Source organism: Pseudomonas sp. NCCP-436, assembly GCF_019656335.1.
Taxonomy (GTDB): domain Bacteria; phylum Pseudomonadota; class Gammaproteobacteria; order Pseudomonadales; family Pseudomonadaceae; genus Aquipseudomonas.
Genome location: NZ_BPLZ01000020.1, coordinates 20,943 through 36,408 on the forward strand (window position 1 = coordinate 20,943; position 15,466 = coordinate 36,408).

At 60.8% G+C, this 15,466-nt stretch carries 15 protein-coding genes and 2 pseudogenes; 3 read left to right on the top strand and 14 right to left on the bottom strand.

Features of this window, described 5'->3' with window-relative positions; genetic code table 11:
- Positions 1-171: 171 nt before the first annotated feature.
- Positions 172-1,107 (top strand): annotated as a pseudogene (locus tag NCCP436_RS17915) (cache domain-containing protein); the annotation flags it as partial.
- Between the two features lie 318 nt (positions 1,108-1,425).
- Positions 1,426-1,962 (top strand): annotated as a pseudogene (locus NCCP436_RS17920) (methyl-accepting chemotaxis protein); the annotation flags it as partial.
- A gap of 48 nt (positions 1,963-2,010) precedes the next feature.
- Here the strand turns inward: NCCP436_RS17920 and NCCP436_RS16285 are convergent.
- From NCCP436_RS16285 to ribBA, 7 genes are all read right to left on the bottom strand, one after another.
- The gene (locus NCCP436_RS16285) at positions 2,011-2,496 is read right to left on the bottom strand and encodes a flavin reductase family protein (protein WP_220805017.1); all 486 of its coding nucleotides are present in this window, start codon (positions 2,494-2,496) and stop codon (positions 2,011-2,013) included.
- A gap of 89 nt (positions 2,497-2,585) precedes the next feature.
- Entirely contained in the window at positions 2,586-3,599 is a 1,014-nt protein-coding gene (locus tag NCCP436_RS16290; RefSeq protein ID WP_220805018.1) for an ABC transporter substrate-binding protein, read from the bottom strand.
- 64 nt (positions 3,600-3,663) lie between these two features.
- Positions 3,664-4,812: an ABC transporter ATP-binding protein gene (locus NCCP436_RS16295; RefSeq protein ID WP_220805019.1), complete on the bottom strand. Its 1,149-nt coding sequence runs from the start codon at positions 4,810-4,812 to the stop codon at positions 3,664-3,666.
- A gap of 17 nt (positions 4,813-4,829) precedes the next feature.
- Positions 4,830-5,639: an ABC transporter permease gene (locus tag NCCP436_RS16300; RefSeq protein WP_220805020.1), complete on the bottom strand. Its 810-nt coding sequence runs from the start codon at positions 5,637-5,639 to the stop codon at positions 4,830-4,832.
- Between the two features lie 3 nt (positions 5,640-5,642).
- A complete protein-coding gene (locus NCCP436_RS16305; RefSeq protein WP_220805021.1) occupies positions 5,643-6,539 on the bottom strand; it encodes an ABC transporter permease in 897 nt (298 codons plus the stop codon).
- Positions 6,536-7,561, bottom strand: coding sequence for an ABC transporter substrate-binding protein (locus NCCP436_RS16310; RefSeq protein WP_220805022.1), 1,026 nt, complete (start codon positions 7,559-7,561; stop codon positions 6,536-6,538). The genes NCCP436_RS16305 and NCCP436_RS16310 overlap by 4 nt, the downstream gene beginning before the upstream one ends.
- Before the next feature lie 240 nt (positions 7,562-7,801).
- On the bottom strand, positions 7,802-8,911 hold the full coding sequence (gene ribBA / locus NCCP436_RS16315) for a bifunctional 3,4-dihydroxy-2-butanone-4-phosphate synthase/GTP cyclohydrolase II (protein ID WP_220805023.1): 1,110 nt from the start codon (positions 8,909-8,911) through the stop codon (positions 7,802-7,804).
- 76 nt (positions 8,912-8,987) lie between these two features.
- On the opposite strand from ribBA, the gene NCCP436_RS16320 reads away from it, so the two are divergent.
- Entirely contained in the window at positions 8,988-9,290 is a 303-nt protein-coding gene (locus NCCP436_RS16320; RefSeq protein WP_220805024.1) for a DUF1330 domain-containing protein, read from the top strand.
- A 15-nt stretch (positions 9,291-9,305) separates the two neighbouring features.
- Here NCCP436_RS16320 and NCCP436_RS16325 read toward each other — a convergent pair whose 3' ends face one another.
- The 7 genes from NCCP436_RS16325 to NCCP436_RS16355 all read right to left on the bottom strand — a co-directional run bounded on the left by NCCP436_RS16325 (position 9,306) and on the right by NCCP436_RS16355 (position 15,460).
- Complete coding sequence (locus NCCP436_RS16325; RefSeq protein ID WP_220805025.1) at positions 9,306-9,869, bottom strand: NUDIX hydrolase; 564 nt, start codon at positions 9,867-9,869, stop codon at positions 9,306-9,308.
- A 5-nt stretch (positions 9,870-9,874) separates the two neighbouring features.
- Positions 9,875-10,627 carry a GntR family transcriptional regulator gene (locus tag NCCP436_RS16330; protein WP_220805026.1) on the bottom strand — a complete coding sequence of 251 codons (753 nt, stop codon included), beginning with the start codon at positions 10,625-10,627 and terminating at the stop codon, positions 9,875-9,877.
- A gap of 70 nt (positions 10,628-10,697) precedes the next feature.
- On the bottom strand, positions 10,698-11,090 hold the full coding sequence (locus tag NCCP436_RS16335) for a carboxymuconolactone decarboxylase family protein (protein WP_220805027.1): 393 nt from the start codon (positions 11,088-11,090) through the stop codon (positions 10,698-10,700).
- 19 nt (positions 11,091-11,109) lie between these two features.
- The gene (locus NCCP436_RS16340; RefSeq protein ID WP_220805028.1) at positions 11,110-12,549 is read right to left on the bottom strand and encodes an NAD-dependent succinate-semialdehyde dehydrogenase; all 1,440 of its coding nucleotides are present in this window, start codon (positions 12,547-12,549) and stop codon (positions 11,110-11,112) included.
- Positions 12,550-12,651: 102 nt separating this feature from the next.
- Positions 12,652-13,137, bottom strand: coding sequence for a flavin reductase family protein (locus tag NCCP436_RS16345; protein WP_220805029.1), 486 nt, complete (start codon positions 13,135-13,137; stop codon positions 12,652-12,654).
- A gap of 11 nt (positions 13,138-13,148) precedes the next feature.
- A complete protein-coding gene (locus tag NCCP436_RS16350; RefSeq protein WP_220805030.1) occupies positions 13,149-14,630 on the bottom strand; it encodes an aldehyde dehydrogenase in 1,482 nt (493 codons plus the stop codon).
- Positions 14,627-15,460 (bottom strand): alpha/beta fold hydrolase, encoded by an 834-nt coding sequence (locus NCCP436_RS16355; protein WP_220805031.1) that lies wholly within the window; start codon positions 15,458-15,460, stop codon positions 14,627-14,629. The genes NCCP436_RS16350 and NCCP436_RS16355 overlap by 4 nt, the downstream gene beginning before the upstream one ends.
- Between the last annotated feature and the right edge of the window lie 6 nt (positions 15,461-15,466).

Below are 15,466 nucleotides of genomic sequence, written 5' to 3' on the forward strand. Positions count from 1 at the left end.
CAATAAGGCCACTCCATGAATATCAAGCACAAACTGGTGCTGACCTTTGCTGTCATCGCCAGCCTTCCTGTCGTCCTGATTGCGGTGTTGGTAGTACTGAATCTGCGCGATTCGGCGAGAAGTGAATTCGTCGACAGCAGCAACCGCGAGATCCGCCAGGTCGAGAACGCCATGCACCTGTTCTTCGAAGGTATCAGCCAGAACGTTGACTATCTGGCCCGGCATCCACAGGTAGCAGCAACGGATGAGCAACTGAAGCGCTTTTTCAACCGCCAGTTGTCGGCGCAACCGGAGGGCGAACAGGACCGTGCGGTGTTCGAGCTGTTCGCCGGTCTGGCTGCCAGCCATCCAGCCTATGCCTACGTATCCTTGGGTACGAGCGAAGGCGGTTACGTATTCTGGCCTGGCGACCCCAACCTGAGCGATTACGATCCGCGCACTCGTCCGTGGTATCAGCGAGCGATGGCCGAACCGGGCCGCACATTGCGCACGGAAGCCTACTACTGGGCCGATGATGACGTAGTGCTGGTAAGTACCGTACGCAGCTTTGCCAATGCGCTGGGGACGCAGGGCGGGGTGGTAAACATCGACGTATCGCTACGCCAGCTGACCGATATGGTGCGACAGATCAGGCTGGGCGAGAGCGGTTATCTGATGCTGATGGAGCGCAACGGCACCGTGCTAGTCGATCCCAGCCGGCCAGTACATAACTTCAAGGTGCTCAGGGAACTGGGCGAGGGTTACGCTGAGCTGGCCGCCGCTGGCAGCGGGCTGGTGGAGCTGGAGATCGATGGTGAGCCCTATATGGCCAATGTCTATGCTTCCGAGCGCCTGGGGTGGCAGTTCATCGGGCTGATCCGTCTGGATGAGGTGATGGCTGGTGCGACCCGTATGACCTGGCTGATTGTTTCCATCGCGGCAGTAGTGGCGCTGGGGTTTGCCGCGCTCGGTGCGGTATTTGCCGGCATGATTGTACGGCCGATCCGTGCAGTGGCCAGCGGGCTGGAGGGCATTGCCCAGGGCGAAGGTGACTTGACCAGCAGTCTGGATGTGCGCGGGCGGGACGAAACAGCACAGCTGGCAGGCTGGTTCAATCGGTTCCTGGCTTCTATCCGCGAGATAATCTTAAGCATCGGCCAGACCGCCGGGCGCATGCACGGCAGTTCCAGTCGTTCCAGCGAAGTCGCACAGGAGCTGGCCGAAGTTGCTAGTCGCCAGCGTGAAGCCGTGGACATGGTGTCTACTGCCTTCCACGAGATGGTAATGACCGCCAACGAGGTGGCCCGGGCTTGTTCGGCAGCCGCTGCGTCGGCCGATGCCAGTCAGCGCCAGGCTCATCAGGGGCAGCAGCAGATCGACGCCTCCGCTGGCAGCGTGATGCGTCTGAGCGAGGAGATGCAGCTGTCGGTACAGGCGATGCAGCAACTGCAGCAGGACAGCGAGGCGATTCAGTCGATCCTCGATACCATTCGAGCGATTGCCGAGCAGACCAACCTGCTGGCGCTCAACGCGGCCATTGAGGCGGCGCGGGCTGGTGAGCAGGGACGGGGGTTTGCAGTGGTGGCTGATGAGGTGCGGGCCCTGGCCAAGCGCACCGCCGATGCTACTGGGGAGATTGATGGCCTGCTCGGTAATCTGGCACGGCGTACTCAGGACACTGCCCGGCAATTGCATGCCAGTCTCGATGTGTCGCGCCAGACAGTTTGCTCGATTGGTGAAGCACGTTCGAGCTTTGAACAGATCCGTGAGGCGGTAGACAACATCCGGGATATGAACACGCAGATCGCCACGGCGGCCGAGGAGCAGCATCAGGTGGCTGAGGACATTAACCGGCATATCAGCCAGATCCACAGCGATTCACAGCAGGTCGCCGAACTGGCCAGCGCTACCAGCAGCGATGCGCGCACCTTGACGGCTCTTTCCGAACAGTTGAATCAGCTGGTGAGTCGTTTCCGAACCTGACGTGAGCCGTATGGCCGCCAGGGATGGCGGCCGGTGAGGAGGGCGGACTCAGGTCAGAGCGGGCAGGGCACCCATGCGGCCACGGCAGTAGATCATTGGGGCGGGATTCTGCTCGGCGATGATCAGGTTCTTAACGGCGCCAACCAGAATGGCATGATCGCCTCCTTCGTACTCGCGCCACAGCTCGCACTCAATGACCGCGGTGGCGTTGGCCAGTATCGGATTACCCAGTGCGCTGAGCGACCAGGTAATACCCTGCGCCTTGTCCTTGCCCTTACGGGCAAATGCGTAAGCCTCTTCTTTCTGTTCGGCCGAGAGCAGGTGAATGGCAAAGCGTTTGTTGCGTATCAGTGTTGGATAGGAGTCGGAACTGTAATTCGGGCAGAACAGCACCAGAGGCGGATCCATCGACAGCGAACTGAATGCGCTGGCAGTCAGGCCGACGATTTGTCCATCGTCATCGAGCGTAGTGATCACAGTCACGCCGGAAGGGAAGGAGCCCATGACTTTCTTGTAGGTATCTGCGTCGATCATTGTTAAGTCCATGCAGGTAGTTTTTGTATTTTAGTATTATGGTATGCCAGGTGGGCGATCAGGAAAAATCCTCTCTTCTGGTCTTGCGCTCAGCGGCTCTGCCACGCCTGCCAACGCCTCGCGATAGCATTTCCATGGCGCCCCCAAAATTTGAAATCCAGGGTGACTTGCTGCTCTGCATAGGCGCTGGGCAGTTGTCGGGCCTGTATGTCGGGGACCATAGGCAGGCTGCTGAGATTGACCGGTGCATAACCACTGCGGATGGCGAAATCGGCCTGTGCTCTGGCACTGCTGGCGTACCCGAGGAAACGCTTGGCCGCTTCACGGTTGGGACTGCCGCGAGGGATTACCAGGAAGTCGCCGGTCACCAGGTTTTGCTTCCAGTTGATGGCGACTTCCGCGCCGTTGCGGCGCAGTGCTTCCACTCGTCCGTTCCAGAACATGCCCAGGCTGGCCTGGCCGGAGGCGAGCAGTTGTTGCGACTCGTCACCACTACTCCACCAGAGAATATGCGGACGAATGCTGTCGAGTTTGGCGAAGGCACGATCCAGATCAAGCGGATAGAGCTGTTCGGGCGCAACACCGTCAGCCAGCAGGGCTATTTCCAGTACCCCCGGGCTCGGCCATTTGTACAGAGCGCGCTTGCCGGGGTGAGCCTGCAGGTCGAACAAGGCTGCCCAGCCATCAGGAGTGCTGGATAAGGCCCTGGTGTTATAGCCGAGCACAAAGGAGAAGTAGAACGAGCCGACGCCATAAATGGTGACGAAGCGAGGATCGATTTCGCGCTGTGCAATCTGGCGCAGATCCAGAGGTTCCAGCAGGCCTTCGCGCCCGGCACGCAGGGCAAAGTCGGCTTCCACGTCGACCACATCCCAGATTACCTTGCCGCTTTGCACCATCTGGCGGAACTGCTGGTAGTCGGTAGGGCCGGCCTGAATCACCTCGATGCCGGTCTCACGGCTGAAAGGAATGCCCCAAGCCTGCTGCTGAGCTGCCTGGGTGGTGCCCCCCCAGCTGACGAAGGTCAGTGACTCGTTGGCCTCGGCTGCGAGCAGCGGCCAGCTGCCCAGCAGTGCGGCAACGATCCTCTGCACCTTGTTCATACTCCCTCCTTAGAATGCGTGGCGATATTGTCGGCGACGGCTGTGGCAGGCCGCCGCCATAGGCTCAGTGGCTACCGGCACCCTTGAGTAGATCGCTCTCGTTCCACTGGCTGTAGACGCAGCTTTCCTTTGCATGCCAGCGAACCCGTACCGGGCTACCGGTTTGCGGTGTGGCGGCTGAGCCGGATAGCGCCTTCAGGGTCATGCGGCTACCGCCGGCGGTGACGACACTGCAGGTCAGGCTTTCACCGAGAAACACCATCTCCTCGACCACTGCGGCGATCTCGTTGCAGCCCGGTGGCAACGGATTCGCCTCGGCCTCTTGTGGACTCAGGAGCGTTGCCTTTTCCGGGCGAATCATCAGAACCACTTCCTGACCGCCGCACAGGCCGGCAGTTTGGCGAATGGCCAGGGGCTGGTTTTCGAACACTGCGCAGTGGCTGTCCTGTGCCCGTGCCCTGAGGAAGTTCGAGTTGCCAAGGAAGGAGGCGACGAAGGCATTCGGCGGGTTCTGGTAAAGGTCGTAACCGCTGCCCAGGCCGACGATACGGCCGTGGCTGAAGATGGCAATGCGCTGAGAAAGGCGCATGGCTTCTTCCTGGTCATGGGTAACGTAGACGATGGTCAGGCCAAGGCGGCGATGCAGGTGGCGCAATTCGTCCTGCAGGTCTTCACGCAGCTTTTTGTCCAGTGCTCCCAGAGGTTCGTCCATCAGCAGGATGCGTGGCTCGTAGACCAGTGCTCGGGCAATGGCTACACGCTGCTGCTGGCCACCGGAGAGCTGTGCCGGGCGACGGTGAGCGAAGGCTTCCAGCTGCACCAGCTTGAGCATGGCATCCACCCGCCGAGCGATCTCGGCAGGATCCTGCTTGCGGATGGTCAACGGGAAGGCGATGTTGTCGCGGACATTGAGATGGGGGAACAGCGAGTAGCGCTGGAACACCATACCGATGTCACGTTTGTGCGGAGGTACGTTGATCAGCGATTTACCATCGACCAAGATTTCGCCGGAGCTGGGCGTCTCGAAACCGGCCAGCATCGACAGTGTGGTGCTTTTGCCCGAGCCGCTGGAGCCAAGGAAGGTAAGGAACTCACCTTCACGAATATCCAGGTTGATGTTGTCGACGGCGGCAAAGTCGCCATAGTGCTTGTTCAGGTCACGCAGGCTGACCAGTGGCGCCTGGTTGGGGGATTCTTGGAGTACGGCACTCATCTCGCTTACCTCGTGGTTCAGGCGCGGGGTTCGCTGCGCCGGCGGATGACGGCGGCAACGATCATGATCAAAAGGGAAAGGCCGATCAGCAGCGTCGATGCGACGGCGATCACCGGAGTCAGATCCTGGCGCAGGGTCGTCCACATCTTCACTGGCAGGGTCTGCAGGCTGGGGCTGGCCATCATCACGCTCAGCACCACTTCATCCCAGGACACCAGAAAGGCGAACAGTGCGCCGGCCATCATGCCGGGACGAATCGCAGGGAAGGTCACCCGCAGTATCGCTTGCAGGCGCGAGGCACCGCAGATCACCGCGGCGTCCTCCACGGACTGGTCGAACAGCTTCAGCGAATTGATGATGGAAATGATGGTGAACGGCAGCGCTACGATTACGTGGCTGATCACGAAGGCCAGCAGCGTGCCGGTCTGGCCAAGGATGAGAAACAGCGCGTATACAGCCACCGCGATGATCACCAGTGGCACGATCATCGGCAGAGTGAATAGGGCGTAGAGCAGTTCCCGTCCCGGGAATTTGCCGCGTACCAGGGCGAAGGCGCAGGGCAGGCCCAGGGCTACGGCGCACACTGTGGTCAGGAGCGCCACCTTCAGGCTGGTGTAGGCGGACTTCATCCACTCCGGATTGGAGAAGAACTGCTCGTACCACTTCAGCGTCCAGCCCGGTGGAGGGAACACCAGCCACTGTGACGAGCCGAACGACAGCAGGACGATGAAGACGATGGGCAGCAGCAGGAATGCGGCAATCGCGCCCGTCGTCAGGTACAGGCCCGCGCGCAGGCGCGAACCCATGGCATTCGGTGACAACAGCATGACTTACCTCGCGGTACTGGAGGCGACCGGAGATTCCGGTTGCAGCTTCAGGTAGGCGTAGAACAGCAGCAAGGTGATGGCGATCAGCAATGCGGCGGCCGAACTGGCCAGGCCCCAGTTGAGGAACGACTGCACCTGCTGGATGATGAACTCCGGCAGCATCATGTTCTGGGCGCCGCCGAGCAGGGCGGGGGTCACGTAGTAACCCAGCGACATGACGAACACCATCAGTCCGCCGGAGAACAGACCAGGGCGGCACAGCGGCAGAAATACCCGGAAGAAATTCCTCCACGGGCTGGCGCCACAGATCGAACCGGCCTGCAGCACCATCGGGTCAATGGCGCTCATGGTGGCCTGCAGTGGCAACACGATGAACGGGATCATGATGTAACTCATGCCGATCACTACTCCGGTAAGGTTGTGCACCATTTCCAGCGGCTGATCGACCAGACCGAGCCACAGCAGCACCGAGTTGATCACTCCCGAACTCTGTAGCAGTACCAGCCAGGAGTAGGTGCGCGCCAGCAGGCTGGTCCACATCGATAGCAGGACGATGCTCAGTAGCCAGCGTCCCCAGCCGTTGGGTACCAGGGTGATCACCCAGGCGAGCGGGAAACCCAGCAGCAGGCTGATCAGGGTAACCAGTGCGGCTACCAGGAAGGTGTTAAGCAGAACCCGCGAGTAGGCTGAGTTGGCGAATAGGGCTTCGTAGTTGGCCAGCCCCGGCTCGGGCTCCAGCACGCCGCGCAGCAACAGCCCGATCAACGGGGCGATGAAGCACAGCGTGAGGAACAGCAGGGCGGGTAGCAGGGGCGTGGCGCCCCGCCAGCGCTGCAAACGGGCCGGGCGGCTCGCGCCGCCGGCGGATGACCGGGTCAACTGCACGGCGGCGACTTTCATTTGACCAACCACTCGTTCCAGCGCGCGGCGATTGCGTTGCCGTGCTCAGCCCAGTAGGAGAAGTCCAGGGTTACCTGCTCCGAGGCATGGGCGGTAGGCAGGCTGGGCGCCAACTCCGACTCCAGCAGGCTGACCGAGTCGAGGTTGACCGGCGCATAGGCGGTCAGGTTGGCGAACTCGGCCTGACCAACGGCGCCACTGGCAGCAGCAAGGAATTTCATGGCAGCGTCCTTGTTCTTTGCTCCTTTCGGAATGACCAGGAAGTCGGCCATGACCAGGTTCTGCTTCCAGCTCACGCCAACCGAGGCGCCTTCCTGCTCCAGAGCGTGGATGCGGCCATTCCAGAATTGCCCCATGCTGACCTCGCCGGAGGCAAGCAACTGTTGCGACTGGGCACCACCGCCCCACCAGACGATGTCCTTTTTAATGGTGTCGAGCTTGGCGAAGGCGCGATCGAGATCCAGCGGATAGAGCTGATCCGGTGCTACACCATCGGCCAGCAGGGCCAGCTCCAGAACACCGGGGCTTGGCCACTTGTAAAGGGCGCGCTTGCCAGGATAGGTGGCGGTGTCAAATAGTGCCGACCAGTCCTGCGGCTGCTTACCGCCCAGACGACGCTCGTTATAGCCGAGCACGAAGGAGAAGAAGAACGAGCCAACGCCGTGATCCGAGACAAAGCGCGGGTCGATGCGGTCACGCTGGATCACGCTGAAGTCCAGTGGTTCCAGCAAGCCTTCACGGGCGGCGCGCAGGGCGAAGTCAGCTTCCACGTCCACTACGTCCCACTGCACGTTGCCACTGTCGACCATGGCCTTGAGTTTGCCGTAGTCGGTGGGGCCATCCTGCAACACGCGAATCCCGGTTTCTCGAGTGAAGGGGACGGCCCAGGCACTCTTCTGGGCATCCTGGGTGGTGCCACCCCAGCTGACGAAATTGAGGCTTTCGCTGGCCATGGCCGCGCTGGTAGTCAGACCCATCATCGCGAGACCGATGACGGTATTGAAGGTCTTTTTGAACATCATCTTGCTTGCCCTCGTTTGTTGTGTTTGTACGCAAGCGGGCTTTCGCATCAGCCCGATTTTCAGGGAGCAGTCAGCCGGTGAGGCTGATGAGGCATGGCTGTTTCCACTTTTGCCAGGCTCGGCGGCGGTGAATAAAAAGCTCGGCCTACGGAATGTCATATTATGGTATTCCAAACTTTCTGCAAGTCCTTGTCGCTATCCCGCACCTGTCGAGGCGGGTTGCTGTTCGCTCAGGCAGTCTCAGCCTTCGAAAGGAATGTTCTCCAGCACTTCCAGGTCGTAACCCGTCAGTCCGGCATACTTCAGCGGTGGGCCGAGGTGGCGCAGCTTGCCGACGCCCAGATCCTGCAGGATCTGGGCGCCGGTTCCGATCTCCGAATAAATGCGCGACTGCGAGCGATTGAACTGCCGGCGTGGCTGGGTAAGTTGTGGCACGCGGGCCAGCAGAGCCTGGGAGGACTCATTGTTGGCCAGTACTACCACCACTCCGTGACCTGTCTGTGCGACTTTCTCCAAGGCTGCCCACAGCGTCCAGTTCTTCGGCCCGTTGTATTCGGCTCCCACCAGGTCGCGCAGCGGATCGATTACGTGTACGCGAACCAGAGTAGGCTGATCGCGCTGGATATCGCCCATCACCATGGCCATATGTACGCCACCTTCGATGCGATCTTCGTAGGTCACCAGGCGGAAGGTGCCGTGCACGGTGGGCAGTTCGCGTTCACCGATACGTTCAACTGTGTGCTCGGTGCTCAGCCGGTAGTGGATGAGATCGGCGATTGTGCCAATCTTGATTCCGTGTCGGGCGGCAAAGGATTCCAGATCGGGTCGACGGGCCATGCTGCCATCATCGTTCATCACTTCGACAATGACCGAGGCTGGTGTGAATCCGGCCAGTCGTGCTAAGTCGCAGCCGGCTTCGGTGTGCCCGGCGCGGGTCAGTACACCGCCTTCGCGTGCACGCAGCGGGAATATGTGCCCGGGCTGCACCAGATCCTCGGCCACGGCGTCGGGGGCAACGGCTGTTAGCACTGTATGGCAGCGGTCGGCGGCGGAAATGCCGGTAGTCACTCCCTGTGCGGCTTCTATCGAGACGGTAAAGGCGGTGCTGAAGACGCTGCCGTTGGCGGGCACCATCTGCTCAAGTCCCAGGCGCTGACAATGTTCTTCGGTTAGCGTCAGGCAGATCAGCCCGCGTGCTTCGCGGGCCATGAAGTTGATTGCGGCCGGTGTGCATTTCTCTGCGGCCAGCAGTAGATCGCCTTCGTTCTCGCGATCCTCGTCATCGACCAGTAGTACCATCTTGCCTTGACGGTAGTCTTCTATGATTTCTTCAATGGAGTTGAACGGCATGGCGAGTACCTGAGGTTGATGGATATGTCTTTTGGTATACCATAATACATGAAGGCCACCAACAGCAGAGGTCAAGATGAAGGGTTACTGGATTGCCCATGTGAATGTGAGTGATGTGGAGCAGTACGCTGAATACACCCGCCAGGCACCGGCAGCGTTCGCACGCTATGGCGGGCGCTTTCTGGCTCGCGGCGGACGTTCCCAGGCGCTGGAGGGGCGTAACACGCCGCAGCGCAGCGTGGTGATCGAATTTGATTCCTATGATCAGGCGCTGGCCTGCTACCACTCGCCTGAGTATCAAGCAGCCTGCAGTCATCGCCAGGGGGTGGCGAAGGCCGAGGTGATCATTGTCGAGGGGCTTGACGAACTGGTGGGGTAGTAGCTGGCGACGACGTCAGCGGATGAAATGCACTCTGCCGCTGTCGTCGTTGCCCATATAGATTCCGTAGACGCCGGCCTGGCGTTCGGCGATGTAGCGCTCGAGGATTTGCCGTATAGCCGGATAGTAGATGGCGTCCCAGGGAATCTCGTCAGCAGCGAAAAAACGCCAGTCGAGGGTTTCCGGGCCGTGCTGGCCGGTAACTTCCAGAACACCGGCGCGGAAGATGATGTAGACCTCGCTGATGCGTGGCACGCTGAAGATGGAGTAGGGCGAGAGTATTTCCGCTCGCACCCCAGTCTCCTCCCACACCTCACGCAGGGCCGCTTGTTCGGTGCTCTCGCCGTTTTCCATGAAGCCGGCCGGCAGTGTCCAGGTTCCGGGGCGCGGCGGGATGGCGCGTTGGCATAGCAGGTATTTGCCGTCCCGCTCGATAATGCAGCCGGTGATGATCTTCGGATTTTCGTAGTGAATATATCCGCAGGACGTGCAGAGAAGTCGCGTGTGGGTATCGCCGGCAGGTTGTTGCCGGTTCAGCCCGGCCGAGCCACACTGTGGGCAGAATCGCAGGGCGGGCACGGCCCTTAGCGTCCTATGCGTGGGTCTTGCAGGGCAATCGGCGTGACGAAGTCACGCACCTCACCGGGCTCGGCCTGCTTGGAACGTAGGTAATCGAGAGCCACCTTGGCAGCGGCGCGGACGTGATCCACTGAAGCCTGGTGGGCGGCAATCGGGTCGCCGCTCTTGATCGCTTCGACGATGCGCTCCATCTCGTGGTTGCTGGTTCCGCGCCGGTTAACCTGCGAGACTGAGGTGGCTCGCAGGTAGCTGATGCGGGCTTGCAACTGGCGCAATTGGGTGGCTGCGATCTGGTTGCCCGAGCCTTCCAGCAGTACGTCGTAGAAGCCCTGCACCGATTCGAGCACTTGCTGTAGGTCACCGCTCTCCAGTGTCTCGCGGTTGTTCTCCAGAGCCTTTTCCAGGGCAGCGATGTCCTGAGGTTTGGCGTTGAGGGTGAAAAGCTGGACAATCAGGCCTTCGAGAACGCAGCGCAGCTCGTAGATATCGCGGGCGTCCTCGAGAGTAATGATGGCAACGCGTGGGCCCTTGCTGTCGGCGAACTCTACCAGTCCTTCAGACTCCAGGTGACGCAGGGCCTCGCGCACCGAAGTACGGCTGACGCCGAGGCGCTCGCAAAGGTCGCGTTCGACCAGGCGATCACCGGGCAGCAGCTGGAAGTTCAGGATGGCGCCACGTAGCTTGTCGAGTACGATTTCGCGCAGGGTGACGGGGTTGCGATTGACCTTGAAGCTGTCGTCGAGTGGCAGGCGTTTCATGGGGTCCGCTCTTGTTTGGCTGTCCTTGAAAAAGCAATGAAGGAGTGTCCGGGGATACTCCTTCATCCGTTTACTGGCCCTGTTCTTCTGCCTCGGCTTCGGCGAAGGCTTCCCGGGCAATACGGAAGCTGTCCACTGCAGCCGGTACGCCGCAATAGATGCCGACTTGTAGCAGGATCTCGCGGATCTGCTCACGACTCAGGCCATTGCGCAAGGCTCCGCGAATGTGAAGTTTCAGTTCATGCGGACGATTCAGGGCCGAAATCATCGCCAAGTTTATCATGCTGCGTTCTTTCAGCGACAAGCCGTCACGTCCCCAGACGTGGCCCCAGCAGTATTCGGTCACCAGTTCCTGTAGTGGCCGGCTGAACTCATCCGCATTTTTAATCGACTTGCTGACGTAAGCCTCGCCCAGCACCTGGGTGCGGATATTCAGGCCTTTCTCGTACTTGTCGTTGCTCATATGCCGCTCCTTGTGCGGATCAGAGTCCGCCCATCAGGGTGTATTTGATTTCCAGGTAGTCCTCGATGCCGTACTTTGAGCCTTCGCGACCCAGTCCCGAGGATTTGATGCCGCCAAAAGGGGCTACTTCGGTGGAGATCAGACCTTCGTTAATGCCGACCATGCCGTACTCCAGAGCTTCGCTCATACGCCAGGCTCGCCCCAGATCGCGGGTGTAACAGTAGGCGGCCAGGCCGTACTCGGTGTCGTTGGCCAGGGAAACCGCCTCGGTTTCTTCTTCGAAGCGGAATACGGCCGCCAGAGGTCCGAAGGTTTCTTCCCGGGCTATCTTCATCGCGATGTTGGCGTCGGCCAGCACCGTAGGTTGGAAAAAACCGTGGCCCAGTGTATGCCGCGCGCCGCCGCAGACCAGGCGTGCGCCCTTGTCCAGGGCGTCCTGGATGTGATCCTCGACCTTCTGTACGGCTCGCTCGTTGATCAGTGGGCCAAGCTTGACGCCTGTTTCGAAGCCGTCGCCGATAGGCAGTTGCGAGACGCGCTCGGCCAGGCGGGTGACGAAAGCATCGTAGATGCCGCCCTGCACCAGGAAACGATTGACGCAGACACAGGTCTGGCCGTTGTTGCGGTACTTGGCAACCAATGCGCCGTCGACGGCTTTTTCCAGATCAGCATCGTCAAAGACGATAAATGGTGCGTTGCCCCCCAGTTCCAGGGAAACCTTCTTGAGGGTCTCGGCCGACTGCGCCATCAGTAGCTTGCCGACTGCGGTGGAGCCGGTGAACGACAATTTGCGTACCTGTGGGCTGCGCGTTAGTTCTCCGCCAATGGCTACGGCGTCGCCGGTAACCACGTTGAGGATGCCTGGTGGAATGCCGGCCTGTTCGGCCAAGGCGGCCAGGGCCAGAGCGCTGAAAGGGGTTTCCGGTGCCGGTTTGACGATGCATGGGCAGCCTGCGGCCAGAGCCGGGCCAACCTTGCGGGTGATCATTGCGGCTGGAAAGTTCCACGGCGTGATTGCTGCGACAACTCCAATTGGCTCCTTGCTGACGACAATGCGGGCGTCACTCTTGTGGCTGGGGATGGTATCGCCATAGATGCGCTTGGCTTCCTCTGCGAACCATTCAATGAAGCTGGCGGCATAGTGGATTTCCCCGCGGGCTTCCGCCAGTGGTTTGCCCTGTTCCAGAGTAAGTATCTGCGCCAAGGCGTCACACTGCTCGATGATCAGTCCGTGCCAGCGCTTGAGGATCAGACTGCGTTCCTTGGCGGTGAGGGCGCGCCAGGTCGGCCAGGCGCGGTTGGCTGCCTCTATGGCCTGACGGGTTTCGCTGGCACCGAGATTGGGTACCGTTCCGATCTGTTGGCCGTTGGCCGGATTGTAGACGGGGCAGGTCGAGCCATCCTCGGCATCGAGCCAGCGGCCACCGATAAAGGCCTGTTGGCGGAACATTGAGTTCATGACAGCTCCGTGCTTGGGCAGGCAGTCGTGTGGTGTGGCTGCTGCCGGATCGAATAAAAAGGGGCCGCTGCCGAGGAGGGGATGGAGCAGCCCGGGAAAGTGTCAGGCAAGCTCCGGCAGGGCGCCGAGTTTGCCGCGGTGGTAGACCATAGGGATTACGTCCTGCTCGGGAAGGATCAGATTCTTCACCTCGCCGACGATAATGGCGTGATCGCCACCGTCATACTCGCGCCACAGCTCGCACTCAATAATGGCGGTCGACTTCAGTAGCAGTGGGTTGCCTCTTTCGCTGAGGCGCCACTCGATGCCTTTGGCTTTGTCCTTGCCCTTACCGGCGAAGGCATAGGCTTCAGCTTTCTGATCTGCACACAGCAGGTGAATGGCGAACTGCTTGCTATCGCGTAGTACCGGATAGGTGTCGGAGGCATAGTTGGGACAGAACAGCACCAGCGCCGGGTCGATGGACAAGGCACTGAAGGCGCTGGCGGTAATGCCGACGATGCCCCCTTCCCGATCCAGAGTGGTCACCACAGTGACACCGGAAGGGAAGGAGCCCATCACTTCTTTATAAATACCGGGTTCGATCATGAAGAAGTCTCTCAGCGCATGACGAAGGGATCGGGCATGGGCTCCTGCGAGAGGTTGATCCATACCGTCTTCAGTTCTGTGTAGGCCAGCACCGAGTCGATGCCGCTTTCGCGACCGTAGCCGCTATTGTTGAAGCCGCCGATTGGGGCCATGGCGGAAACGGCTCGATAGGTATTGACCCAGACGATACCGGAGCGCACGCCTTTGGCCATACGGTGAGCGCGGCCCAGGTCGCGTGTCCAGATTCCGGCGGCCAGGCCGAACTGTGAGTCGTTGGCCATGGCCAATGCCTGTGCCTCGTCCTTGAAACGGATCACCGAGGCCACCGGGCCAAACACCTCTTCCTGCATGATTTTCATCGAATGGCTGTCGCATTCGAGCAGTGTCGGCTCGTAGTACCAGCCCCTGGCATCGATGGCTGGACGTTTGCCTCCCAGACGCAGGCGTGCTCCTTCGGCCAGGGCATCGGCCACCAGGCCTTCGACCACTGCCAATTGCTGGGCGGTTGCCATCGGCCCCATTTCGCTGGCGTCGTCCTGCGGATTGCCGATGCGGATACGGCTGGCGCGTTCGATCAGGCGTTCGACGAAGTCGTCGTAGATATCCTCCTGCACCAGCAGGCGCGAGCCGGCAACGCAGCTCTGACCGGATGCCGCGTAGATGCCGGCGACTGCACCGTTGATGGCACTGTCCAGGTCGGCATCGGCAAAAATGATATTGGGCGACTTGCCGCCCAGTTCCAGCGACAACCGGGCGAAGTTCTCGGCACTGCTGCGCACCACGTGGCGCGCCGTGGCCGCGCCGCCGGTAAAGGCAATCTTGCGTACCAGGGGATGGCGGGTGAGGGCAGCACCAGTGCTAGGCCCAAACCCAGTGACAACGTTCACCACCCCGGCCGGGAAGCCGGCCTCCAGTGCCAGGCGAGCCAGTTCAAGAATGGTGGCAGAGGCGTGTTCAGACGGCTTTAGGACAATGGTATTGCCGGCGGCCAGGGCTGGTGCCAGTTTGATCGCGGTGAGATACAGCGGGCTGTTCCAGGGGATGATGCCGGCCACCACGCCGAGTGGTTCGTGGGTGGTGTAGGCGAACATGTCCGGCTTATCGAGTGGCAGCGTGCCGCCTTCAAGCTTGTCGGCCAGCCCGGCGGTGTAATGGAAAAATTCCGGAAGATAGTTCACCTGGCCCCGGGTTTCACGGATCAGCTTGCCGTTGTCACGGCTTTCCAACTGCGCCAAATGTTCCTTGTTGTCAGCAATCAGGTCGCCCAGGCGACGCAGCAGCTTGCCTCGACCAGTGGCGCTTAGGTTACGCCAGGCTGGGTTTTCAAAGGCCTTCTGGGCCGCTTGTACCGCTTGTTCCACGTCAGCTTGGTCGGCGTCTGGCAGCTCAGCCCAGGCCTCGGCCGAGGACGGGTCGAGGCTCTTGAAGGTCTTGCCGGACAGGGCGTCGACCCACTGTCCGTCGATGCACATCTTGAAGCGTGCGAGGGTCATGCGACGATCCCCTTTGTCTGATTCTGGATGGTTCGGGCCTGCTGCAGGAACTCCAGCAGCATCTGGTTGACCAGACGCGGCGACTCCACCGGCATCATGTGTCGCTGTTCGTTGAGTATGGCGACCCGTGCGCCGGGAATGTGGCCGGCCAGTTGGTGAGCCATTTCCGGCGTCGATCCCGGATCCAGTTCGCCAGTGGCGATCAGTGTCGGAGCCTGAATACTGGCCAGGTCTTCGACCCGGTACATGTCCTGGGTGGCGAATAGCTCGTAAGTGGTCAGATACCCTTGCGGATCGTTGCTGGCAAGGGTCTGACGGATGGCGGCGATCTGAGCCGGGTTGGCGGCCTGGTATTCCTGGCTAAACCAGCGCGATAGCGCCGCCTCGGCATTGGCGTCCGGGCCGTGCTCCGCCGCCTGGCGGGTACGGGCGATGACTCCAGCGCGCTGTTCGGCACTGCGGTTGAATACGCTGTTGAGAATCACCAGGCTGTCCAGTAGCTGCGGGTGGTGCAGGGCGAAGGCGCGTGCGACCAGCCCCCCCATGGAGAAGCCGATCACGCTGACGCGCTCCAGGCCAAGATGCTCTACCAATTCGCGGAGCTGCTCCGCATAGCCTTCCAGGCTGGTACCCGGTGCCGGGCGAGGACTGTCGCCATGACCCAGCATGTCATAGGCAATGACCTGGAAGTGCGGAGCCAGGCCGACGATCTGCCCGCCCCACATTTCCTTGTTGAGGCCGACCCCATGGATCAGCACCACAGGATGGCCCTGGCCAGTCGCCAGGTAACTGGTGCCGGCCGGCGTACGTTCAGCGGTGAGCCGAATCATTGCGTG